Annotated in this window: 24 protein-coding genes; 10 read left to right on the top strand and 14 right to left on the bottom strand. The window is 35.4% G+C overall.

Going from position 1 to position 24,075, the window contains the following annotated elements:
* Nucleotides 1-380 precede the first annotated feature (380 nt).
* Nucleotides 381-1,091, bottom strand: a complete 711-nt coding sequence (locus tag ACLMCG_RS11535) for a DUF6261 family protein (protein WP_413959654.1) — start codon at nt 1,089-1,091, stop codon at nt 381-383.
* Nucleotides 1,092-1,544: 453 nt separating this feature from the next.
* Between ACLMCG_RS11535 and ACLMCG_RS11530 the strand changes: the two genes are divergently transcribed.
* The 3 genes from ACLMCG_RS11530 to ACLMCG_RS11520 all read left to right on the top strand — a co-directional run bounded on the left by ACLMCG_RS11530 (nt 1,545) and on the right by ACLMCG_RS11520 (nt 3,959).
* Nucleotides 1,545-2,111, top strand: coding sequence for a TIR domain-containing protein (locus ACLMCG_RS11530; protein WP_413959653.1), 567 nt, complete (start codon nt 1,545-1,547; stop codon nt 2,109-2,111).
* Nucleotides 2,112-2,119: 8 nt separating this feature from the next.
* The gene (locus ACLMCG_RS11525) at nt 2,120-2,962 is read left to right on the top strand and encodes a macro domain-containing protein (protein ID WP_413959652.1); all 843 of its coding nucleotides are present in this window, start codon (nt 2,120-2,122) and stop codon (nt 2,960-2,962) included.
* 106 nt (nt 2,963-3,068) lie between these two features.
* Nucleotides 3,069-3,959 (top strand): toll/interleukin-1 receptor domain-containing protein, encoded by an 891-nt coding sequence (locus ACLMCG_RS11520; RefSeq protein WP_413959651.1) that lies wholly within the window; start codon nt 3,069-3,071, stop codon nt 3,957-3,959.
* A gap of 522 nt (nt 3,960-4,481) precedes the next feature.
* Here ACLMCG_RS11520 and ACLMCG_RS11515 read toward each other — a convergent pair.
* The 3 genes from ACLMCG_RS11515 to ACLMCG_RS11505 all read right to left on the bottom strand — a co-directional run bounded on the left by ACLMCG_RS11515 (nt 4,482) and on the right by ACLMCG_RS11505 (nt 8,026).
* Nucleotides 4,482-5,243, bottom strand: coding sequence for an MBL fold metallo-hydrolase (locus ACLMCG_RS11515; RefSeq protein ID WP_413959650.1), 762 nt, complete (start codon nt 5,241-5,243; stop codon nt 4,482-4,484).
* Nucleotides 5,244-5,481: 238 nt separating this feature from the next.
* Entirely contained in the window at nt 5,482-6,024 is a 543-nt protein-coding gene (locus ACLMCG_RS11510; RefSeq protein WP_413959649.1) for a Crp/Fnr family transcriptional regulator, read from the bottom strand.
* A gap of 16 nt (nt 6,025-6,040) precedes the next feature.
* Nucleotides 6,041-8,026 (bottom strand): urocanate hydratase, encoded by a 1,986-nt coding sequence (locus tag ACLMCG_RS11505; RefSeq protein WP_413959648.1) that lies wholly within the window; start codon nt 8,024-8,026, stop codon nt 6,041-6,043.
* 284 nt (nt 8,027-8,310) lie between these two features.
* Here ACLMCG_RS11505 and ACLMCG_RS11500 point away from each other — a divergent pair, with 284 nt between their 5' ends.
* A complete protein-coding gene (locus ACLMCG_RS11500; protein ID WP_413959647.1) occupies nt 8,311-8,748 on the top strand; it encodes an endonuclease domain-containing protein in 438 nt (145 codons plus the stop codon).
* A gap of 114 nt (nt 8,749-8,862) precedes the next feature.
* Here the strand turns inward: ACLMCG_RS11500 and ACLMCG_RS11495 are convergent, their stop codons facing one another.
* The 5 genes from ACLMCG_RS11495 to ACLMCG_RS11475 form a co-directional block, all read right to left on the bottom strand.
* The gene (locus tag ACLMCG_RS11495; RefSeq protein WP_077416437.1) at nt 8,863-9,156 is read right to left on the bottom strand and encodes a hypothetical protein; all 294 of its coding nucleotides are present in this window, start codon (nt 9,154-9,156) and stop codon (nt 8,863-8,865) included.
* Between the two features lie 49 nt (nt 9,157-9,205).
* Nucleotides 9,206-10,192: a 2-hydroxyacid dehydrogenase gene (locus ACLMCG_RS11490; RefSeq protein ID WP_413959646.1), complete on the bottom strand. Its 987-nt coding sequence runs from the start codon at nt 10,190-10,192 to the stop codon at nt 9,206-9,208.
* A gap of 75 nt (nt 10,193-10,267) precedes the next feature.
* A complete protein-coding gene (locus tag ACLMCG_RS11485) occupies nt 10,268-10,531 on the bottom strand; it encodes a prevent-host-death protein (RefSeq protein WP_413959645.1) in 264 nt (87 codons plus the stop codon).
* Between the two features lie 207 nt (nt 10,532-10,738).
* Nucleotides 10,739-11,389, bottom strand: a complete 651-nt coding sequence (locus tag ACLMCG_RS11480; protein WP_047421621.1) for a protein-L-isoaspartate(D-aspartate) O-methyltransferase — start codon at nt 11,387-11,389, stop codon at nt 10,739-10,741.
* 101 nt (nt 11,390-11,490) lie between these two features.
* A complete protein-coding gene (locus ACLMCG_RS11475) occupies nt 11,491-12,138 on the bottom strand; it encodes a hypothetical protein (protein ID WP_413959644.1) in 648 nt (215 codons plus the stop codon).
* Nucleotides 12,139-12,272: 134 nt separating this feature from the next.
* Between ACLMCG_RS11475 and ACLMCG_RS11470 the strand changes: the two genes are divergently transcribed.
* The 6 genes from ACLMCG_RS11470 to ACLMCG_RS11445 all read left to right on the top strand — a co-directional run bounded on the left by ACLMCG_RS11470 (nt 12,273) and on the right by ACLMCG_RS11445 (nt 17,895).
* Entirely contained in the window at nt 12,273-13,235 is a 963-nt protein-coding gene (locus ACLMCG_RS11470; RefSeq protein WP_149832655.1) for a Gfo/Idh/MocA family protein, read from the top strand.
* Between the two features lie 349 nt (nt 13,236-13,584).
* The gene (locus ACLMCG_RS11465; RefSeq protein WP_413959643.1) at nt 13,585-15,315 is read left to right on the top strand and encodes a cellulase family glycosylhydrolase; all 1,731 of its coding nucleotides are present in this window, start codon (nt 13,585-13,587) and stop codon (nt 15,313-15,315) included.
* A 65-nt stretch (nt 15,316-15,380) separates the two neighbouring features.
* Nucleotides 15,381-16,259, top strand: coding sequence for a CGA/CIA family class A beta-lactamase (gene bla-A / locus ACLMCG_RS11460; RefSeq protein WP_413959642.1), 879 nt, complete (start codon nt 15,381-15,383; stop codon nt 16,257-16,259).
* A gap of 32 nt (nt 16,260-16,291) precedes the next feature.
* Nucleotides 16,292-16,702, top strand: a complete 411-nt coding sequence (locus tag ACLMCG_RS11455; protein WP_223601682.1) for a hypothetical protein — start codon at nt 16,292-16,294, stop codon at nt 16,700-16,702.
* A gap of 10 nt (nt 16,703-16,712) precedes the next feature.
* Nucleotides 16,713-17,603 (top strand): 3-hydroxybutyryl-CoA dehydrogenase, encoded by an 891-nt coding sequence (locus tag ACLMCG_RS11450; RefSeq protein WP_413959728.1) that lies wholly within the window; start codon nt 16,713-16,715, stop codon nt 17,601-17,603.
* A gap of 52 nt (nt 17,604-17,655) precedes the next feature.
* Nucleotides 17,656-17,895, top strand: a complete 240-nt coding sequence (locus ACLMCG_RS11445) for a hypothetical protein (RefSeq protein ID WP_002977986.1) — start codon at nt 17,656-17,658, stop codon at nt 17,893-17,895.
* Between the two features lie 50 nt (nt 17,896-17,945).
* Here the strand turns inward: ACLMCG_RS11445 and ACLMCG_RS11440 are convergent, their stop codons facing one another.
* From ACLMCG_RS11440 to ACLMCG_RS11420, 5 genes are all read right to left on the bottom strand, one after another.
* Entirely contained in the window at nt 17,946-18,356 is a 411-nt protein-coding gene (locus tag ACLMCG_RS11440; RefSeq protein WP_223601683.1) for an META domain-containing protein, read from the bottom strand.
* 517 nt (nt 18,357-18,873) lie between these two features.
* Nucleotides 18,874-21,276, bottom strand: coding sequence for a phenylalanine--tRNA ligase subunit beta (pheT, locus tag ACLMCG_RS11435; RefSeq protein WP_413959641.1), 2,403 nt, complete (start codon nt 21,274-21,276; stop codon nt 18,874-18,876).
* 198 nt (nt 21,277-21,474) lie between these two features.
* Nucleotides 21,475-22,101, bottom strand: coding sequence for a DUF417 family protein (locus tag ACLMCG_RS11430; protein WP_413959640.1), 627 nt, complete (start codon nt 22,099-22,101; stop codon nt 21,475-21,477).
* 61 nt (nt 22,102-22,162) lie between these two features.
* On the bottom strand, nt 22,163-22,993 hold the full coding sequence (locus ACLMCG_RS11425) for a helix-turn-helix domain-containing protein (protein ID WP_413959639.1): 831 nt from the start codon (nt 22,991-22,993) through the stop codon (nt 22,163-22,165).
* Between the two features lie 62 nt (nt 22,994-23,055).
* On the bottom strand, nt 23,056-23,889 hold the full coding sequence (locus ACLMCG_RS11420; RefSeq protein WP_413959638.1) for a M23 family metallopeptidase: 834 nt from the start codon (nt 23,887-23,889) through the stop codon (nt 23,056-23,058).
* Between the last annotated feature and the right edge of the window lie 186 nt (nt 23,890-24,075).

Genomic DNA, 24,075 nt, shown 5'->3' with positions numbered 1-24,075 from the left:
CCTTAATGGTTCAAAAAAAAATAAAACTCAGCAAATAGCTGAGTTTTTTTGTACCGTAATCGAAAACGCAAAGATCAAATTAAAAAAATACTATACTCAAGCGAGCAAAGAAGAATCAATCAAGATTGATTTTATGAAGCTACCGTTTTACATCCCGCTTCATCAGTGGCGCAGCCACATCCCTTTGCTTCCTTATTTTAAAAAGAATAATAATTAAAAACTTTGCGTCAAAAAACATATTTTGTTGGTAAACGCAAAGGCACAAAAGGATATTAAAAACACCTGCTTTAAGGCGCAAAGATTTTATCTCCGATAAAATTGAACATTGCATATTTTAAAAAAAACCTTGCTCCTTCACGTTTTTCCAACAAAACAAATACTTATATCTGCGGTGCTGTATCACCACCTTCTTTCTTCCCTAGCGAAGAATTTTTAGCCGCTTTCACCAGCTCATTGGTATCACTATAGAAAAACTCCCAGCCGGGAACATCCTTCATTGCTGTAATCAGACTGAAATAAGATTTCAAAGTTTTTTCCAAGCCTTTACGGATGGCAGTAGCACTTGTCATCAGACGAAGTTCTGCATTGGCATCTGCCTGTTCAGAAAAAAGCGTTTCAAAATCCCGATGTTTCGTTTTCATATCTGCAAATGCCCTATCGAGAGAAAGAACAGATAGTTTCTGTATATTTTCGGGAGCTTCCAGTTCTTCTATCAGCCTTTTCATTTGGGCGGTTTGAGAAGAGTAGCTCAGCCTGTCGAGATTCAGCCCAAATTTCTTAAATACCTGATACAGTTCTTCTGCAGTTTGATAATTACTGGCGGAGGGTAGTTTTCTGTAGCCGTTCAGGAAAGCTTTCAGGTTTCTGTACGCCCTGTCCCTTTCCTGATCTGCTGTTGCTACATCTACTCCTTTTCCACTGTAGATCTGCTTTGTATAGACTTTATCATAATCTGTATACGCAGACTGTAAAAAACCTATAAAAGGATGATTGATAATAACGATGTATTTGCCGGATGTGGCATTGGAAATAACTCTTTGAGCTAAAGTCGCAAGATCTTTAGTACTCAACTCTGTGAGTGCAATTTTCATACTTGTGTTTTTGGTTTTAATAAATTAACACTCAAATATATAAAAAAGTTGTTTGGTTACAAACATACTTAAAACAAACCTCCCGAGACCTCGGAAAGCTTCCCACAACTTGCAGGAGACTACCCGACATCTCGGGAAGTCACAAACATACTTGTTTTTAACAATCCGAGGACTCGGGAGGTTTGTTTTGCTATTGTTTTAGACTACCGGAGGTGCCGGGTAGTTGCAAACAGGGTTGTTTTGAAGTGGGGGGAGATTTTTGGGATTATGGAAAACCGTAAGATTTTGCAAGAAATGTAGTTTATATTTGACACTAGTTTTCGTAAAAACACTGTAACTAATATGGATTCGGTTTTTTAAATTTGGCTACTTCAGTTAAGTTTTTAATAATGAAGTTTTATAAGGAGTTTTTATAATAAAATCTAAACAATATTAATAATCTTAAACAAAGTTATGAGTAAAACAAATAATTATTGTGCATTTTATGTTAGTGAACCATTTAATGAATCATCACTTGGAGCTCACGCAACTAAAGATTTTTGTTATTACAATATGTTGAAAGCATGGAAAGGGGCTGACAATACATTTCCATTCAATAATGCTCATGATACAACATATAATGTTCGCGATAATAGTGATTGGGAATCAACATTAAAACCAAGGCTTCGTGAAAGATTAAGAAATTCTAAAAACATTATCTTATATTTAAGTAATAACACTATTAATTCTAGAGCATTAAGGGAAGAAATAGATTATGGAATTAACAACTTAGAATTACCCATTATTGTAATATATCCTGATTTTAAAAATAAAGAAGATGTACTAAATTATTCCAAAACAGAACTGAATTCTACAGTAATTTCTTTATGGGATAAATTACCAATTTTTAGAGATTCAAAATTTAAAATACCTGCATTACATATTCCTTTAAATAAAGAAATCATTAGAAAGGCTTTAAATGACACTGATTTAAGGGTAGGGTCAAAAATAAAAAATGGTGATTATTTTTATAAATTATAATTCATACAATGAAAGTAAATTTCTTAGACAAAAATATTAGAAATAAATTCTGGATTTATTTTTCAGTAATTTCAGGTATTTTATCATTCATATTGCTTTTTAATATAGTTCCTGATGAATACAAAGATTATTTAAGATATTCTGGATATATATTATTTGTTGTCTTGATATTAATATATCTAATAATTTGGTGTAAAGCAAATAAACTTACTGATATAAATATAGATATAGACGGAAGTACTGTAAATATTAAATGTGGTGATTTATTTTCAGAACCTGGTCTTAAAACTATTCCATTTAATGAATTCTTCGATACAATAGTAGATGATAAAATTATATCTAACAGCTCACTTAATGGAATTTTTATAAATCGTTTTTTTCAAAATAAAATAGCTGATCTCGATAATTTTCTTATTAATAACTCAGATAATTCGGACATCGTTGATAGCCAATATCGTAGAGCAAGCGGAGGAAAAAATGTAAAATTTAAATTAAGTACAATTTTTGTTTATCAAGACTTTATAATTACTGCATTTTCAAAATTTGATGAACACAATAGAGCAACCTTAACGATGCCTGAATATATTGAGTTTTTGATTAATTTTTGGGATAGGGTTAATCGTGTTTACGCTCAAAAAAATGTATCCGTTCCAATTTTTGGTTCTGGTATTACTCGTATAAAAGAACATAAAAATATTGGTGATGAAGATTTATTAAAAATAATGCTTTGGACGTTTAGATTGAGTGAAATGAAATTTGCATATCCTGCAAAATTAACAATTGTCATACATGAGAAAAAAATAGGTCAGATTAATTTATTTAATTTGAAATCAATGGAATTAGGCTTATAGTAAAGAATTTTAATTACTAGCAACAATATCCAAAATCACTATAAAAAAAATCAATTACATAAATCTAAAATATTAGATATAATTACAAAAAAAAAATCAAATATAAATGAAAGTTTTTATTAGTTGGTCTGGAGAAGTTAGCAGACAAATTGGTGAAGCAATAAAAGATTGGCTCCCTGCTGTTTTACAAAATGTAAAACCATATTTCACACCAAAAGATATAGAAAAAGGGAGTCGTTGGAATGCTGACATTTCTAAAGAATTAGAACATAGCAGACTAGGTATTTTTATTTACACAAAAGATAATTTGGATAGTCAATGGATGCTATTTGAAGCTGGCGCAATTAGTAAAACATTAGACAATTCAAAAGTTTGCCCAATCTTATTTGGATTAGATAATTCAGACTTTAAAGGTCCTTTAACACAATTTCAAACATCTCAGTTCAATAAGGTTGATTTTAAAAAATTAGTTAAAACCATCAATAATAGCTTATCAGAAAACAAACTAGAAGACAAAGTTTTTGATGATGTTTTTGAAATGTGGTGGCCTAAATTAGAGGTAAAGGTTACTAAAATCCTAGAAGAAAATAAGGTTGTAAACGAGGCATTACGTGATGACCGAGAGCTATTAGAAGAAATATTGGCATTATCAAGAATTACCGCAAAAAGAACTACAACCAATGTCAAAAATCAAAATTTAATAAAAAAATACAATATAGAAATATTTGAAAATCTCGTTTCTAATTTTATAAGCACAACAGAAGCTATTTTTGAATGGGACTGGGAACATACAAAATCCTGTATTGAAAATGGTAATTTAAAACATTTTGTAAATGATAGAGGTAACTTTTTAAATCCAGACGTCATGGATGAAGGCAATAATTGGGGAAATAGACCATCCTATTTAGAATCATATCGAAAGCTTAGAGATTTTATTGATGAAAATAATTTACGTAAACACCCATTTATTGAAATAGATGATGATTTCCCATTTTAAATAAAATTTTTACCTTCATTCGAAAACGAGTGGGATAAGTATAAATTAAAAACAAAACTTACAGATAAACAAACTTCTGAAATTCAGTATTTGTTAGAAAGCTCCACGCTATCTGAGAAAAATATAAATATGCACAAAGTTTGTCATTCAGAGTGGAACAAAGTGAAGCGTGGAATATATAATCTTCTGATAACTTTTAAATTCTTGAATGACAATAATTCAGAAATCAAATGAAATCATCAATGGCATCGGGCTTTAGCCCGATATAAAAATATAAATATAAGAGGCTATCTCAAAAGTCCCCCCTCTTTCCGACTCCTGTCTGACAACTTTTGTCATTTAAGAAATTCTCACAGGCGTTGGTTTACCTTTTGAGACAGCCTCAACTTAATTTTAAGTTTTGGCTAAAGCCAATCATACTACGCACAAAAGAAAACGGGCTAACGCCCGTTCCTATTGATGTTGAGATTCTTCACTACATTTCATTTCATTCAGAATGACAGTTTTCCTTATGAATACCATTTAAGATTTTAACAACACTGCTCCATCTTTCAAAATCATATACTCCTGTCCTACTTCCTCTGAAATACGCTTCATATCATTGTCATCAAACACCTGAGGGATGTAAAATTTCTCATGAGCAAACAATCCGTAGTGGATGGGCACCAGTTTTTTAGCATGTAAAAGATGGGCTGCGGCAAAGGCTTCTTTCAGACTGAGAGAGGCGGGAACAGGGCTATATTCTAATCCGATGATTTCAAAGTTAACAACTACTCCGTTTACGGGTAAAAATGCGTAATCTATATTGGGATTTTCTTTTCCGAGCTTCCAGAACTGGTTGTGCCAGATGGTATCTCCACCATGAAATATCTTTGTTTTTCCGTCATCCACAATCCACGAAGACTGTATTTCTCCCAATCCATCCATAGCAAATACGGGTTTGAAGGTGATGTTGTTTTCTGTAAAGGTTTCATTCAGGTCAAGAATAACGATCTCTGCGTCAATTACAATTTTTCTTACCACGGCTTCAAGCCCTTTATATACTATCAGTTTTCCGTCTTCCTTTAGGCATTTTCTGATGACTCCTTTATCAAAATGGTCAAGGTGCATATGGGTAAACAGGATATAATCAGCCTTTACATGGTCTGAAAATTCTATAAGATTCTCTACAGCATCTCCCAAAACGGGTTTATAATAAGAGTAATCTTCTACAGCGTCTATTAAGATAGTTTTGTTGTGTGAAGTGAGCTGAATGCCTGCCCAGTTTAGTTTTTGTATTTCCATATTCTTTTTTTCAGCAAAGGAAAAGACTTCCTGAGGGCCAGTCAATAAACAAAAGATAATTAATGCCCGTGTGTGGAAGTCAAAACGCAGGGGCACTAAGAATTTAATAATGAAAATATTTTTTCGCTCGCAAGGGCATTTCATTCAGCAAAGAATATAACCATTGCTAAGCGATAGCGCCTTTGCGGACATAAAAATAAAATTAAAATCTTTGTGAACATTGCGTTAAAAAACAATGCTAATGAATACGCTTTCTGATTCTGCTTAAAGAGATAGGCGTAATGCCAATGTAAGAGGCGAGATATTTTAAAGGAATATTCTGGATGTAATGAGGTTTGTTCTTCAGAAGATATTCATACAAATCCTGAGGTGTATTTTTCAACAGGAGCATTTCCCTTTTCATAGCAGCATTAAGCTTTCTGCTGAGATAATAATTCTGAACGAAACGGCAGTGCGGATTTAAAACAAACATATCTTTCACCTCATCAAGGGTTATTTCCCATGCCAGTCCGCTGTTAATAGATTCATAAACAGCATCGGATTCTTTTTCGTCAACGGTAAAAATATCTCCGGGAAAGTAAAATTCTGCACAGATTTCAGAATCGATATCAGTTGTGCTGCTGATGTAATATTTACGAACAAGCCCATCTTCTAAAAGATAGGCTTTATTATTCGTAAACAGAGTTTTTTTTGAAAATTCAACCTCAGCAAATTTCTCCCATACAGGATCACAATCCTCTACGTTCAGATGTGAAAACAATTTTTTGTTGATCTTTGCCAATGCTGAATATTATATTTTACAGTAAATTTTCGTCTACAAGGTTTGGAAGGGTTACTTTCAGATTAGGTTCTGCTTCCATTGCTCTTTTAATAGCGAAAACAGCGCCTTCGTTTCTTGCCCAGCTTCTTCTTGAGATTCCGTTGTTTACGTCCCAGAAAAGCATAGACTTCAATCTTCTGTCGGCATCATTGCTTCCGTCCAACAGCATTCCGAAACCACCGTTGATCACTTCGCCCCAGCCTACTCCACCACCATTGTGAATCGAAACCCAGGTAGCTCCTCGGAAACTATCACCAATCACATTGTGAATGGCCATATCCGCAGTAAATCTTGATCCGTCATAGATATTGGAAGTCTCTCTGTAAGGAGAATCTGTCCCCGAAACATCATGATGATCTCTTCCCAATACTACAGGCCCGATTTCTCCGTTTTTAATGGCTTTATTGAAGGCTTCTGCAATTTTCATTCTTCCTTCTGCATCTGCATAAAGGATTCTGGCCTTAGAACCTACCACCAGTTTATTTTCCTGTGCTCCTTTGATCCATTGGATATTGTCTTTCATCTGCTGCTGAATCTCTTCAGGAGAGTTTTTCACCATTTCTTCTAATACAGCACATGCAATATCATCGGTTTTCTGCAGATCTTCCGGATTTCCGCTGGAACATACCCAACGGAACGGCCCGAAACCGTAATCAAAACACATAGGTCCCATAATATCCTGTACATAACTCGGATATTTGAATTCTCTTCCTAATGTCGGATTTTCTGCCATCACATCAGCTCCGGCTCTGGAAGCTTCCAATAAAAAGGCATTCCCGTAATCAAAGAAATAAGTTCCTTTTGCTGTATGTTTGTTGATGGCTGCAGCATGTCTTCTTAATGTTTCCTGAACTTTTTCTTTGAATAACTCAGGATTTTCAGCCATCATTGTATTAGATTCTTCAAACGTCTGTCCTACCGGATAGTAACCACCAGCCCAAGGATTGTGAAGTGAAGTCTGATCTGAACCGATATCAATTCTTAAGTCCTCCTGATCAAACTTCTCCCAGACATCAACAATGTTTCCAAGGTAAGCTAAAGAAACAGTTTCTTTGTTAGCCTGTGCCTCTCTTACTCTTTTTACCAGTTCGTCAAGGTTTTCATAGATCTCATTTACCCACTTCTGATCGTGACGGATCTTTGTAATCTTCGGATTTACTTCTGCACATACAGTAACGCAGCCAGCAATATTACCGGCTTTTGGCTGAGCTCCACTCATTCCTCCTAATCCTGAAGTCACGAAAAGTCCTCCTTTCGGTTCTTTTTTTATTTTTCTGAAAGCATTTAATGCTGTAATGGTTGTTCCGTGAACAATTCCCTGCGGACCAATATACATATAACTTCCAGCCGTCATCTGCCCATATTGTGTAACACCTAATGCATTGAACTTCTCCCAATCATCCGGTTTTGAATAGTTTGGGATCATCATTCCATTGGTTACAACAACTCTTGGTGCATCTTTATGAGACGGGAACAATCCCATCGGATGTCCTGAATACATTACCAATGTCTGCTCATTGCTCATTTCCGACAGATATTTCATCGTCAGCAGATACTGAGCCCAATTGGAGAATACAGCTCCGTTTCCACCATAGGTAATCAATTCATGAGGATGCTGAGCTACTGCATAATCCAGGTTATTCTGAATCATCAGCATAATAGCTTTCGCCTGCTCAGATTGTCCCGGATAGTCTGTAATAGGCCTCGCCTTCATTTCGTAATCCGGACGGAAACGGTACATATAAATCCTTCCGTAATCTTCCAGTTCCTGCTTAAATTCAGGAATCAGTTCTGCGTGAAACTGAGGATCAAAATAACGTAATGCATTCTTCAATGCCAGTTTTTTCTCTTCTTCTCCTAAAATTTCTTTACGCTTCGGAGCATGGTTGATATTGGTCTCGTATGGTTTTGGTTGTGGCAGCTGATTAGGAATCCCCTGCTGTATCTGTTCTTGAAATGTCATATTGCTATTTAAAGGTCTATGTTGAAACAATGTTTGAAGTTTTAAAGATATTCAAAATAGGAAATATAGGCAAGTGAAAGGATGAAAATGGCTTTGGGTTTAAGGTTTAAGGTTTAAGGTTTAAGGTTTAAGGTTTAAGGTTTAAGCAAAATTATTGAATCCGGATATCTCACAATTTGATATTAATACTATATTTGAATATACACAACTCAATTCCCCTCCTCTGGACGGGGTGGATTCCAAAGTTATCAACTTTGGAAGACGGGGTGGTTAAAAACACAACAATGAAAGAAATCCTTACCCTCATCAACGGAATTCCTATCCGCAGGAACTTCGTAGAAAATCTTCCTTACAATCCCCATTTAAAAATTTTATTAAAAGAAAAACGCAAAGCCCGAATTCTGGGTGAAGTGATCTTCTGGAAGAAAGTTCGGGCAAAAAATTTTCATAAGATTGATTTTGACAGGCAAAGGATTATTGGAAATTATATTGTTGATTTTTATGTGAAAACTTTGGGATTAATTATAGAAATAGATGGTTCAAGCCATGATGACAAACAGGTTTATGATGGGATAAGAGAAGAGTATCTGGAATCTTTAGGACTGTTAGTTTTCAGAATAAGTGATTTTGATGTGAGGAATAATCTGAGTGTGGTGATAAGGGAACTGGAGGATTTTATTGTGTTGCATTATGGGACCACCCCGTCTTCAAAAATTCTTTGATTTTTTGAATCCACCCCTCCGAGGGAGGGGAATTGCCCTTACTAATATTAGTTGTTATTCAACATGAAAAAGCCTTACTGAAATACAGCAAGGCATGTTTATTATCGTCAAAGTTTAAGTCAGAACATCATCGTTTTCTTCTTCATGGTCATCTTCATTATCGCTGAGACTCCAGTAGTTGTTCTCTTCATCTTCTTCTCCTATTTCTTCCATTTCATCATCGTCATCGGCTCCTGGAATATCTAAGCCTTTATCTATTTTATCCTCATCAAAATCTTCATCTAAAATAGGATTCCCGTCTCCATCGAGCGAAATGTGTTTTTCTCTCTTAAATATATCCTCGTTAGGGTTATAATCCATCTGTTCTAACCTCTTGTTTTGTTGATTAATATTTTTCTCTGGTGCCATGATATTTAAGATTTTAGGTTTATATAATCAAAACAAAAATAATTCCAAGTTATGATGAATGGTTAGAATAAACGTCAGGATTTGCACAATTCGGCATTTTCTCATTTTTTGAAAAAGCGATGATATTTCCTGCTGCCAGTCTTGCCATCCCGTTTCTGGCTTCAATAGTAGCAGAACCAATATGTGGTAAGATACACACACTTGAAAGTTCAAGAATAGGATCATCTGCTGACATAGGTTCCGGGTTGGTGACATCAAGACCCGCACCCCATATTTTTTGATCAACCAACGCCTGATACAAATCTTTTTGATTGTGAAATCCACCTCTGGCAGTATTGATGAAAATAGCATTTGGTTTCATCTGTTCAAAGATGGGCTCATTGAACAATTCTTTTTGGTCAGGGGTAAAATTGGCATGAACACTCAATACATCTGAGTTTTTGATCAACTCTTCAAAAGAAACATACGTTGCTCCCAATTCCTGTTCAGCTTCTTCATTATGATGGCGGTTGTGATAAATGATATTCATTCCAAAAGCTTTCTTTGATTTTTCAGCCATTTCATAACCGATACGCCCGAGTCCGAAAATACCGAGGGTTTTTCCATAAAGTTCCTGTCCTAAAGCATGCAAAGGATCAAATGCGCCCCAGCTTCCGTCTTTTACTTTCCTGAAGTTGAAGCTTGCCCTTCTTGCCACCGACTGCATGAGTAAAAAAGCAACATCTGAAGTTGCCCTGCTTAAAACATCAGGAGTATTACCCACCGGAATGTTCCTTTGGGTAGCTTCTTTGATATCCACATGATCAAACCCAACAGAATATAATGCAATGGCTTTCACGTTCGGGCAGGCATCAAAGAAGTTTTTGTCATATTTAAATTCTGCTCCAATACTTAAAATAGTATCGGTATTTTTACAGTAATTCAGCCATTCTTCATAAGAAAGGTTTTCTTTTTCCGGAATTGTAATTTCCAGTCCTGCTTCTTCCAGCATTTTAATTCCTGTTTCGGGAATTCTTTTATTGATAAAGACTTTCATTGTTATGGATTAATGATTATAAATAAAAAAACCTCACTCGCAAAAAGTAAGGTTCCTGAACTTTAATATTAAAAATTATTTCTTTTCATCTGAATGGTCTTTGTTCTTCTCCCAGGCTTCAGAAGCAATTTCCTGAATCTCGGCCCAAACTTCTTTCGCGGATTTCTGAGCTTGTGTCATAAATTCCTGTTTGGTTGCTTCCTGATTCCTGCTTTTCATGTCATGAATGTAATCTTTTACCTGCTGGGAATAACTTTCTACGCTATATCCCGGATTATTATTCAGGTTTTTCTGAAGATTACTAAAATCATGTGACGCTTTGAATCTGTTCGTGTCCATAATAATAGATTTAGTGATTGGGTTCTCTTACGAATCCAATTTTCATTCCGAAATGAGTTAAAATATTTTAAATTTTAGCTAAAGCCGATAGAATGTACGTTGATAAAAAAACGGACTAAAATCCGTACTTATTGATCAAATTGGTATTCAACAGAACTGGTGTTTGAGACCAGTTCTTCTACCACTTCCGTTTCTGATGGATAAAAATTATTGATTGGTATTGCCAAGCATAGGAACAAATTTATACGCCCCGAATTCCTCTTTTTCAAATTCTGTAGGCCCTATTTTGGTAAACCTGTATAAAACCTGCTCATCAGTAGGTCCTAATGGAATCACCATAATTCCTCCGACGTTTAATTGTTTTAAAAGCTCTGTTGGTAAAGTAGAAGCACCACAGGTTACTATAATTTTATCAAAAGGAGCAAAAGTAGGAAGCCCGGCAAAGCCATCTCCAAAGCTCTGGAATTTTGGAAACAGGTGAAGTTCTCTGAGTTTTTTTTTGGAAAAATCAAAAAGGTCTTTCTGTCTTTCAACCGTGTATACATGAGCTTTCATTGCTATTAAGACCGCTGTCTGATATCCGCATCCGGTGCCAATCTCCAGGACTTTTTCGCCTGGTTTTACCTGCAGCAGTTCAGACTGTTCTGCTACCGTTGAAGGATGGGAGATAGTCTGATGCGCCAAGATGGGAAATGCCCTGTCTTCATAGGCAAAATCTTCAAAAATACTTTCGATAAAAAGGTGTCTTGGAACTTCACTCATTGCCGAAAGTACATTTTCGTCCGAAATTCCAATTCTGTATCGAAGGTAATCTACTAAAATCTTTCTTTTTCCTTTATGTACAAACGAATCCTGCATTTGACAAAAGTAAGAAATTAGAAATTAGATTTCAGAAATTGGAGCAAAGAATTATCCACAAAAAGAAAGCAATCAAAAAATGACTGCTTTCTTCTTATTTCTCAATCCCATTTTATTGGATAAGGTCCATAAAAATCGCTGAAGGTATTATCAGCACATCTTTTTCTCACAAAAAAGTTATAGTTCACTGTTTTAGTTAATCCTGTGTAAATAGCTTTTTGACCTGAAATCACTAATTCTCCATTCGCAGGTGGTGCAGAGCTGGTTGTCAAAACAGTTTCATATGCAGAAATGCCATCATTTTCCCAGGTTACTGTAGCATCAAAAGTGGAGGAATACACGGAAGAAGTAGTCTTTGAATACGTTGCATATCCCGGTTTTATACAGGTTGTTGTATTACTGGCCAAAACGGTAACAGGTCCCGCCCAGTTGCTCCGGCCATTGTCTATTCCGCAATTTTTTCTTACGTAAAGATCATATTTATTATTCTTATATAATGGAAGACTATAGGAATTCTTATAGGTTACAACTGTTGTTCCATTTCCTAAAGTAAAACCTTGCTCCCCATACTGTATTTCATAATATCCTTCGCCATGGCTAATCATATTCCAGGAAAGCTGGTTACTTCCTTTTTCAAATATCAAATTTTCCGGAGTTCCACATTTAGCCTGCGGGTCATATGAACTATCTCCTATACATCCGGCAGTACATAATCCTAAGATGAGTAATATCGAAACTATTCTTTTCATCGTTATTTTTCTGACCGTGAATTTACTGTAATTTCTTTAATGAACGCATGCGTTCATTCTTAAATATCTCCAAGTGAAAAGTCATGTATTTTATAAATGTACATTCACTATATTTACAAAAATTTAATACAGCTATGTTAAAAGCAGGTTTGGTAGGTGCCGGACACTTGGGAAAAATACATTTAAAACTTCTTAATCAATCAGATAGATATGAATTTGTAGGTTTCCATGATAAAGATGTTGAAAACGGAAAGAAATTAGAAGCCGAATTCGGATATAAATATTTTGAAAATTTTGATGAATTGCTTGAACAGATTGACATGCTTGATATTGTCACTCCTACAGTTTATCATTACGATTATGCTTTAAAAGCCATTGAAAAAGGTCTTCATTTCTTTATTGAAAAACCGGTAACCCAGACTCTTGAGCAGGCAGAAGAAATTTTACGTTTATGCCAGGAAAAAGGAATCAAAGCACAGGTAGGACACGTTGAGAGATACAATCCGGCTTTTATTGCCACTAAGGAATATATCAGTAATCCTATGTTCATTGAAATCCACAGGCTGGCAGAGTTTAATCCCCGCGGGACAGATGTTTCTGTAGTATTGGACCTTATGATCCATGATTTGGATATTCTGTTGAGTATGGCTAAATCTAAGGTTAAAAACATCCATGCAAGCGGTGTTTGTGTGGTAAGCAAAACTCCAGATATTGCCAATGCGAGAATAGAGTTTGAAAACGGATGCGTAGCTAACCTTACCACTTCCAGAATTTCTATGAAAGCCATGAGAAAAAGCAGATTCTTCCAAAAAGATGCTTATATTTCTGTGGATTTCCTTGAGAAAAAGGCTGAAGTGATCAGAATGAAAGATGCTCCTGAAAACCCTACTCCATTTGATATGATTATTGAAAATGCGGATGGAGAAAAGAATCAGATCCTGTTTGAATACCCGAATATTCAGTCCAACAATGCTATTTTGGATGAATTGAATTCTTTTGCTGATGCCATCACAGGTGACAAAAATGTAGAGGTTTCTCTTGAAGACGGGACTGAAGCATTGAAAGTTGCTTTGGAAATCATGAGGCTGATCAGCTAAAAATAAAAATATGCTGTTTTTTATGACAGCCATGCATACAATGCTATCTTATAATCGAAGAATGATTATAAGGTAGCATTTTTTAGTTTCCAATATGTTATTCCAGATATCAGGATCTTTACATTCAATAAAAACTTTTCGTTAAAAATTACTGATTTATCAATTAAAAATCCTTTTCAAAACAAAAAAACAATATATTTGGAGAACAATTCAATAAAGTATTGAAAGATTTTGTTTTACATATATGGATATCTGACGCAATAAATGATGTGAATACAGCATCATCTTATCCTGTCATCATTCATTATAATCTTTAATTTTCCTACTATTTTAAACCATTGAAACCATTATGAAAAGAGCCATTGTAATATCCGCACTTTTATTGTCTCAATTTGGGACATCACAATTATTAAAGACTTCCGGACAAAAAATCGTTAATGATAAAGGTGAAAATATCCAATTGAGAGGTTTGGGTCCGGGTGGCTGGATGCTCCAGGAAGGATATATGCTGAAAACAGCTGACTTTGCCGGTCCTCAGTATAAAATCAAGGAGAAAATTGCTGAATTAATTGGTGAAGATGGCATGAATGAGTTTTACAAGGCTTATCTTAAAAACGGAATCACCAAACAGGATATAGATTTTCTTGCGAAATCAGGATTCAACTCGATACGGCTTCCCATGCATTACAATCTTTACACACTTCCTATTGAAAAAGAACCTGTAAAAGGAAAAGATACATGGCTGGAAGAAGGCTTTAAAATGACCGATGACCTGCTTCAATGGTGTGCCGATAATAAAATTTACCTCATCCTTGACCTTCACGCTGCACCGGGCGGGCAGGGAAATGATGTCAATATTTCTGATAATGACAAGTCAAAACCTTCGCTTTGGGCCAATGAAGAGAATCAGAGAAAAACTATAGCATTTTGGAAAAAACTGGCTGAACGATATAAAGACAGTCCATGGATTGGCGGTTACGACCTGATCAATGAGCCTAATATCAATTTCACAGGTAAAAACCCGAACGGTACTGATGAAATGTCTAATGCTCCGCTTTGGAAACTTCAGAAGGATATCACTGCTGCTATCAGAGAGGTTGATAAGAAGCATATTATTTTCATTGAAGGAAACGGCTGGGGAAATAATTATAACGGACTGCCGGCTATCTGGGACAACAATATGGCTTTCAGCTTTCATAAATACTGGAATTACAATGATGACCAAACCCTTCAGTTTGCACTGGATCTGAGAAAAAAGCATAATATGCCGATCTGGCTTGGTGAGACAGGAGAAAATTCCAATGTATGGTTTACTGAGCTTATTCAGCTTTTGGATCAACATAATATCGGGTATGCATTCTGGCCGATGAAAAAGATTGATAATATTGCAGGAATCACCAATGTCAAGATCACGCCTGAATATGAAAAGCTATTGGATTACTGGAAAAACGGAGGTGAAAAACCTTCAAAAGATTATGCAAAAAAAGCTTTGATGCAGATTGCTGACAACTATAAACTGAGCAATACGGAAATCAAAAAAGATGTCATTGATGCGATGTTCAGGCAGACAAAGGATGCTTCAACAAAGCCATTTAAAAATCATCAGGTGCCGGGAAGGATATTTGCTTCGGAATATGATCTGGGAAGAATGGGTTCTGCTTATCTGGATAAAGATTTCATCAATCTATGGGTAAGTGATCCTGCAAAAAGATCAGAATGGAACTCCGGACAGCAGATGAGAAATGATGGTGTAGATATTTATAAGTGTAATGATAAGATTACCAATCAGTATTATGTGGGAAAAACAGAATCCGGCGAATGGCTCCAGTATACTGTTCAGTCAAAAGGAGACAAAAATTATGCGTTTGATATCCGGTATGCATCAGGCACTGATTCAAAAATAAGGATTGAAACGGCTTCCGGAAAAGTGTTGGCGACGGTACCGTTAGCTTCCAGTGGAGGAAATGAAAACTGGAAAACGGTTTCTGTAAAAAATATCAGTCTTCAGAAAGGAGAAAACAGCATCAGAATATTCTTTGAAAATGAAGGTGTCAATCTGAATTATTTTGAAGTAAAATAGTAATAATTATCTTAAATTGCAGCTCTCTTTTGGTGTTCAAAGGAGAGCTTTTTAATTTCGGTATTATGAAAAAAACAGCATTCTTTTTTCTTCTGATTTCGGCATTTACCTTTGCCCAGACTTCTTTGTTGGAACAAAAAATAAACTCAATTCTTAAAAACAAAAAAGCAACTGTTGGTGTTTCTGTCTCAGGCTTTGAGAACAGTTTTAAATATGATAAAAATGCAGACAAAAAGCTACCGATGCAAAGTGTCTTCAAATTCCATATTGCCGCTGTAGTTCTGAATGCTGTAGATCAGGGAAAGCTTTCATTGGATCAGAAAATTGCACTGAATAAATCAAATTTACTTGAAAATACATGGTCCCCGCTACGCGATCAATATCCGGGAGGAAACGTTGAAATTCCGTTAAGTGAAGTTATTGAATATACTGTTGCTAAAAGTGATAATAATGGCTGTGATATTCTTCTCAGGCTATTGGGCGGAACTCAGCCTGTTCAAAGATTCATGGATTCCAAAGGAGTGAAGGGTTTTCAGATCAAATATAATGAAGAGTCAATGCATAAAGACTGGAAAGTTCAGTATGAAAATTACAGCACCACAAAATCTGCAGTTAATGTCCTGAAAAAGTTTTATGACGGAAAATTATTATCCAAAAAATCAACAGATTATCTGATGCAGGTCATGTTATCTACTTCAACAGGATTAAACAAAATGGTAGAGCAACTTCCAAAAAACACTCCTGTGGCCAGAAAAACGGGAGCTTCCGGAAAAAATAAGGCAGGTTTAACAGGGGCAGAAAATGAAATCGGCATTGTTACTTTACCCAATGGAAAACATTATGCATTAGCTGTATTTGTCAGTAATTCAATGGAAACGGATGCGGTAAACTGCAGGATGATTTCTGATATTTCCAAGGAGGTTTGGGAATATTTTAATAAATAAAATTTTAAGCTTATTTTTAAGCGATTTTTAACATGAAAAAAATAATAGTAACAACGGCTCTGCTGGCTTTCACATTCTTTTACTCACAAAAGAATCAGAATTATTTAGAGATCAGCTATGGAAGTGTATGCTGCGGCCCGCCTTCAGACAAACCCGTCCTTAGCTTTCTGAAGGAATTTAAGAATAAAAGCCGGGTAAAAAGCCTGGAAATTCTACAACAAAAAGGAAGAGGCAGAGAAGGTGAATTCACATTATATGTTGGTACTGACTATCTTACAAAAAATCAGAAAAGCCGTCTTATAAGAGGATTAACGGCTACTGTTTCCAATCAGAACAACAGTAAGAAAAACCAAAGTACAGGAACCGTTTTCTTTGATTCGGCAACGGTTGTTTCTCAATCGGATCTTACTGACGTAAAAAATTTAACTATCTATAAAAAATAAAGGAAAAATGATCAAAAACATTGTCGTTATCGGAGCGGGAACCATGGGAAATGGTATTGCACATACTTTCGCACAAAGCGGTTTTAAAGTAAATCTTGTAGATGTATCTCAGGAAGCTCTGGACAGAGGTTTGAAAACCATTACTACCAATCTTGACAGAATCATTGCAAAAGGAAATCTTACAGAGGAACAAAAAGCTGAAACACTGGGGAATATCACTACCTTCACAGCACTGAATGATGCAGCAGGCGCTGCAGACCTTATTGTAGAGGCTGCTACAGAAAATATGGATCTTAAACTGAAGATCTTTGGCCAAATGGATGAACTGGCTCCTGAAGGCTGCATCCTTGCCACCAATACTTCATCTATATCTATTACAAAAATTGCTGCAGCTACCAAAAGAGCTGATAAAGTAATCGGAATGCACTTCATGAACCCGGTTCCAATTATGAAGCTGGTAGAAATCATCAAAGGCTATTCTACTTCTAAAGAAACTTTTGATGCAATCTATAAAATGAGCAAAACCTTAGGTAAAGTTCCTGTAGAGGTGAATGACTATCCAGGTTTCGTGGCTAACAGAATTTTGATGCCAATGATCAATGAATCTATTGAAACGCTTTATAATGGAGTGGCTGGTGTAGAAGAAATTGATACGGTAATGAAATTGGGAATGGCACATCCAATGGGCCCGCTTCAGCTGGCAGACTTTATTGGTCTTGATGTATGTCTTGCAATTCTGAATGTAATGTATGACGGTTTCAAAAATCCAAAGTATGCACCTAACCCATTGCTTGTAAATATGGTAACAGCAGGGAAACTTGGTGTAAAATCAGGGGAAGGATTCTACGATTATTCTGAAAGCAAAAAAGCTGAAAAAGTTTCAAAAATGTTTTTGAAGTAATTTTAAAGTCAATAATTTTATTTATCTTTGAGAAAGTTAAAACATTAAAAAAATGAAATTACCAAAGTTTTTATTAGCAGATAATTCGGAGTTTCCAGAAGATCTATTCGTAGTTCATACAGAATATCCAAGATTTATCTTAAACGTTGAGGAAGAAGAAGTTGAATGGTTAGATGATCTTGAAGGTGATGATGAAGAAACTATGGCAGACGAAGCTACTAAGGTAGTAGAAGCAGCGTTTAAATGGTGCGACGAAGAGTTGGCTAAGTACGACGAAGAAGAGGAAGATTAATAACACTCTAAAACATAAAAAAGGAACTCAATTGAGTTCCTTTTGTTTTTTTATTCTGATTTAGTGAATTTCAATAGTAGAAGATTGTCTTTATACAATTCTAATGTAGTTCCGGAAATCACATATTTATTTGCTTTTCCCATCATATCCATAAAGTTCTGCTCTACTCCGATGTTGTTACACATCATTTTTGTAGATCCCATTTGTCCTGCTGTAAATCCTCCTGTAGACGGATCTATTGTAGCCGTTCCGAAATAGTTATTACATCCTGCATTTCCTGTGATTTTCTCTCCCTCAATATTCAATGTCGGAACTTTTCCTTTTACCGTTTCAGCCAGTGTCCATTTTGTGTTGGCAAGAGCAGGCTGAGCTTTTCCTACTTTAGAAGCAGACGGGCTTGTCATAGATCCACATGAAGCCAATACTGCAGCTGTACATATGCTTAAAAAAAGATTTTTCATTTTTTTCTTTTTGAATTAATCCAAATTTACGGAAATTATATTATTTAAACGGGCTGCGATGAATTTTATTATTCTTTAACATCTTGTATTTTGAATAATTTTAGGCTTATTTTTAATGATGAAGAGTTGGAAATCGCAAAGACGCAAATGCTTTACAAGGCACAGTTTTTAGGGCGCAAAGATTTTATCTACGATAAAATTGATACTTCTGTCTTTCTCATTCTGAAGGAATCTCTATTAGAATTAGCTTATAAAGAGTTCTGAGACTCCTACGGAGTGACAAAGATTGTGGATAGACCAACTACCAAATCATAAGAAAATATACAATAAAGTACCATTCAATAGGAACGGGCTGTAATCCTGAGCGGGGACGAAGGAAGTCAGTTTACTTAAAAATCAATATTCAAATGGCTTTCGCCAAAACCTATTAATATGAATACATTTTTAAAGATAAGAAACAAAAAAAACGGACTTTAAAAGTCCGTTTCTGTTATATTGAAATATATATTTTCAAGTATTAAGATCTCAACTCAGCGTTGAATTCTTTCTGGAAAGCTTTGATCAGAGAATCCATTACTTCTGTAATCTCTTTTTCTTCCAATGTTTTTTCTTCGTTTAACAGCTCGAAGCTCATTGCATAAGACTTCTTACCTTCAGGAAGATTTTTACCTTCATACACGTCGAATAGGTTAACACTCTTAATGAATGGAGATTTATTCTTTTTAGCAGTCTGATATAAATCCTGATAATTTACATTTTTATCAATCAATAAAGCTAAGTCTCTTCTGATTTTGTTGAATTTCGGAATGTCTTTAAATTTCAATTCATTTTTAGAACGTAGTTCCTGAGCATATTCCAGTTCAATTTCTGCATAGAAACAATCCTGATCAATATCGAAATCTTTTAATAAAGCAGGAGCTACTTTTCCGATTCTTACCAACGCTTTACCGTCAACTTCATATACCAATGCATCGGAGAATCTTTCATCGGACAGAGCTGCTTCTTTATAATCAACAGCAAGTCTTTCCAATAAAACTTTTACATAAGCTTTAAGATTATAGAAACTTACAGCAGACTTAGGCTGAAGCCAGTTTTCCGCAACATCTCTTCCGGAAACCAACAAAGCCAATTGTTTTCTTTCTTCGTATTTTTCTTTTTTGTGGTAAATTTTTCCTAATTCGAAGAATTTAATATCCTGATTCTTTCTGTTAATGTTATATACGGCATTCTGAAGAAGTCCTTCCAATAAAGATTTTCTCATGAATGCTAAATCTCCGCTTAAAGGATTTAACAGTTTTACGGCATCAGTTTCGTCTTTTACCGAAGTCAATGAGTTATTCATTACTTCGTTGAAGCCAATGCTCTGTAAAGCCCTTGCCCAGCTGTTTTCCAATTCATCCTGATCGTTAGCACTAAGCTTAACAGGGGTAAACGAAATTTTCTGTGGAGCATCAATTTTATTATATCCGTAGATTCTTAAGATCTCTTCAATTACATCAATTTCTCTTGTTACATCTGCTCTGTAAGCAGGAACAGAGATTTCAAAACCATTTGGAATTTCATTTAAAACCTGAATTTCCAATGCTTTTAAGATTTCCTTTACTTTTTCTCTGTGGATTTTTGTTCCTAAAATCTGCTCAATTTTAGAGAATCTCAGAATCACATAGCTGTCTTCAATTTTCTTAGGATATTCTTCCAATAGATCTCCTACTAATTTTCCTTCAGCAATTTCCTGAATCATTTTAATAGCGTGAGTGATTGCCGTTCTTGTCAGATTCGGGTCTACTCCTCTTTCAAATCTGAAAGAAGCATCCGTATTCAGGCTGTGAGCTTTTGCTCCTTTTCTTACCGCAATGGGATTGAAATAAGCACTTTCAAGGAATATCGTTTTTGTAGTTTCTGATACTCCGGAATTCGCACCACCGAATACTCCGGCAATACACATTGGATTATCTTTACCGTCTTTGATGATGATTTCAGAACCATTCAATGTTCTTTCAACTCCGTCTAATGTGGTAAATTTTGTTCCCGGTTTTACAACTCCTACTTTTACTTTCTTATCTGCAATTTTATCTGCATCAAATGCGTGAAGCGGCTGTCCGTATCCGTGAAGAATATAGTTGGTAATATCTACAACGTTGTTAATCGGACTTAGTCCGATTGCTTTTAGTCTGTCTTTTAACCAGGATGGAGATTCTGCAACTTTTACGTCTTCAATAACGGCTCCGATATATCTTGGACACAATTCTGCATCTTCGATTTCCAGAGTGAAATCATGAGTTCCCTCATTATTCAAAGCTTCGGAAGCTACTTTATTAAATTGAGATTTAAGCTGATTTGTAGAAAGATAGGCATGTAAATCTCTTGCAACCCCATAATGAGACATTGCATCTGTTCTGTTCGGTGTTAATCCGATTTCAAACACCTCATCATTAGTCAGTTCAAAATAGTCTGCAAAGTTTTTCCCAACTTCATATTTGGTTTCATCCAGCACCATGATTCCTCCGTGATCTTCGCTAAGACCTAATTCATCTTCTGCGCAGATCATTCCCTGAGAAACCTCACCTCTGATTTTTGCTTCTTTAATTTCAAAAAAGTTTCCTGTTTTGTCATAGATTTTTGTTCCGACAACGGCTACAGGAACAGTCTGTCCTGCTTCTACGTTAGGAGCTCCGCAAACAATATTCAATATTTTTCCGTTTCCTACGTCTACTGTTGTCTTCTTCAGTTTGTCAGCATTCGGATGCTTTTCGCAGGTTAATACTTTACCTACAACAATTCCTTCCAGGCTGCCTCTTACGCTTTCAAATTTATCTATCCCTTCAACCTCAAGACCTATATCTGTAAGGAATTCACCGATTCTTTCAGTTTTTGATTCCGTTTTTACAAAGTCCTTCAGCCAGTTGTTTGATATTTTCATTTGTTAATCTATCTACTTATTTAATTCGTCAAATGAGCCTTTCAGTTTCATCTGCACTATTTTGAAATTTTTATTTGAAATTCCACGCCTTATTCAAGTGTGATTTTTCGAGCTACAAATGTCGTGTTTTTTTGAGAAATAGAGAAATTTAGAAGCGATTTTAAGATAATTAATTTTCATTAATAGTTCTGCCTCTTATTAAGGAATCTGTTGGCCAGATGGTCTCACTACTTTCTTCAGGCTATCAGAAAATAATACCAATCCTCCGGCCGTCATGATAATATCTTTCAGGACCAAACGCCCTGCTCCGGACAGATAGGGAAATCCAAACTGTGGAGTAGGATAATCTCCACCCAGATTCGGCACGTATACTTCGGGAGTAGTTCCTAAAAATGAAAGGGTAACCAATGACATTAAAAACGTTAAAGCCCCTCCTATTGCTCCGATTTTAGGAAACCAGATCCCCAACAATACCAAAACGCCGATTATTATGATCATTGTCCCCAAACCATAAGAAAATGTGTATGTTCCGTTTTCTTTATGCCAATCAATATTTTTCTGGATAACCTTTCCTTCCTGATTTTTATATAGGGTATATTCTGCAACAGGCTTTTTGTCCTCATTAAAAACTTTATTCCCCGCATTTTGGTAGAAGAAACTCATGAAGGGGCTATTGGCGACAAAGGGTACAATTCCTTCAGCTTCGTAATGAAACGCCTTCAAGCCTCCAATCCAGGCCATAACGATAAAAATTGAAATTCTGAGAAAATTGAAAAACCAGGTATCCAATTGTAATAAACGGTGGTAAAGTCTGTTGTCTTGCATGTGATTTTTTTTAACAAAGGTATTCACATGCCTATGTCGCCGACATAGATATTTGAGGACATTACATGGACATTTTCGCCACCACAGAGATTCCTACCTGTTCTCTATATTTTTTCGGGGAACATCCTACCGATTTTTTGAAATACCTGCTGAAGTAAAATTCATCGGCAAATCCCAGTTCTGAAGCAATTTCCTTTACGGATCTATAGGTTAAATGCAGTAATTTTTTGGATTCCAGAATGATTCTCTCATTGATAAGCTGAGTGGGTGTTTTCGCAAATTCTTTCTTTACAGCCTTGCTTAATGTATTATTGGTTATACTCAGTTTGTCACTGTAAAATGACAGCTCCTTTTCACTTTTAAAATGAGTCTCCAACAGTTTCTGAAATTCTGCAGCATACTTATTGGGTAGTTTATCATGAGAAAATATACTATTCTCAATACTGCTTTTCTGTTTACTGCCAATGGCAAGGATAAGCTGTATATAAGTTTTGATAATAGATTCTGAAAACTGATGCTTTTCGGATTCTTCTTTTTTAATGTGACTGAAAAGTTCGAGAATATAGTTATAGTTTTCTTCTGACAACTCAACACCAGGATTCAGATAAATATTATTAAAAAGAAGTCCGTTGCAGGCCACTTCTTCTTTGTGATATTCTATACAGTAATAGTCACCATGGAAGAAAAGCACATGGATGTTTTCCTCCGATTCCGAAGCCAGTTTCAGTTTTTGAAAAGGGGAAAGAAACAGAATATTATATCCGTTATAAAAATAGTTTATGTCATCTACTGAAAAAACACCGGACCCCTTCCATAGAACCACACTGTAATTTTCAGTGGTAAATTCTGATGGAAAATCTGAGGTGTGATAAGACTGTATTTTTATTTTCATGATTAGTATCTTTTAAACACTAATAACTCTAATGATTCACAAATGACACGACTTGACACTGTTTAATATTCTTTTGAATAGGTTTTCTTTTCTGTCAAATACTCGGTTTTAGTTCCATTACCGGTTCTGAAAAGGGTTTTGAGTGTATTCTTTTGTTTAGGCTTTGAAGGATCGGGAAGAAAACATTGAAAATGTAAATGCGGACCATTTGTCCAGCCTGTATTGCCGCTCAATCCTATTAAATCCCCTTTTTTAACCTCATCTCCTATTTTAACCTTAACCCCATTTTGTTTCAGGTGAAAATACTGTGCAATGGTTCCATCCGAATGTAAAATTGAAATATAATTAGCCTGATTAGCACAACTTGATGTAGGACATCCTGTATTATTATTCTGAACTGCATCAATCACTTTACCTTCTCTTGCCGCTGTAATTTCGGTTCCTTCAGGCATTACGAAATCTAAAGAGTTTTCATTCTGGTGAGAAAATATTCCATTGTAACCCTGATAAACATTAAAGGATTTCCCTTTTTGAAAAGGAAGATCATATGTATAGTCAGCATCATAGGTCTTTATCGTTGCATCTCCAGCCAATGTATAGTAAGCCGGCATTTTCTTGATTTTCCAACCTTTTCTACTATCGTTGACAACAAAATAAGCAATTTTGTTTTTTATTGATTTAGGAGGCAGCACTCTGATCATTTTAAATGCTTCGGGACTCTTAAGGTTTTCTGTTTCCGGCTGTTCGGAGAATGTTATTGAAATGGGATAGATTTCAATATTATCAGCATAGTAAGTGATAATATCTTTCGTATGTTCATAATACATTTTTGCACTCTTCTGAGAGAAAGCCCATAGAGAGCAGATAAGTGATCCGAGAATTGTTATTTTTTTCATGTTTATTATTTTTTTTCTTCCTATAATTTTGCCTTAAATCGAAGTTTCGACGTAGTCAAACAAAAGTATGCAAAAGTTCAAGACTGGAATTATCCGCTAAAAATTTGAATGCACCTCTAAACTCGCATGGATGATTCTACTAATTCCTAAGTCGATTCCACATCATTACAACTATAAACCGGAATG

It is taken from the genome of Chryseobacterium sp. S90, from assembly GCF_047444895.1.
Taxonomy (GTDB): Bacteria; Bacteroidota; Bacteroidia; order Flavobacteriales; family Weeksellaceae; genus Chryseobacterium.
This window is presented reverse-complemented; position numbering and strand designations above follow the sequence as displayed.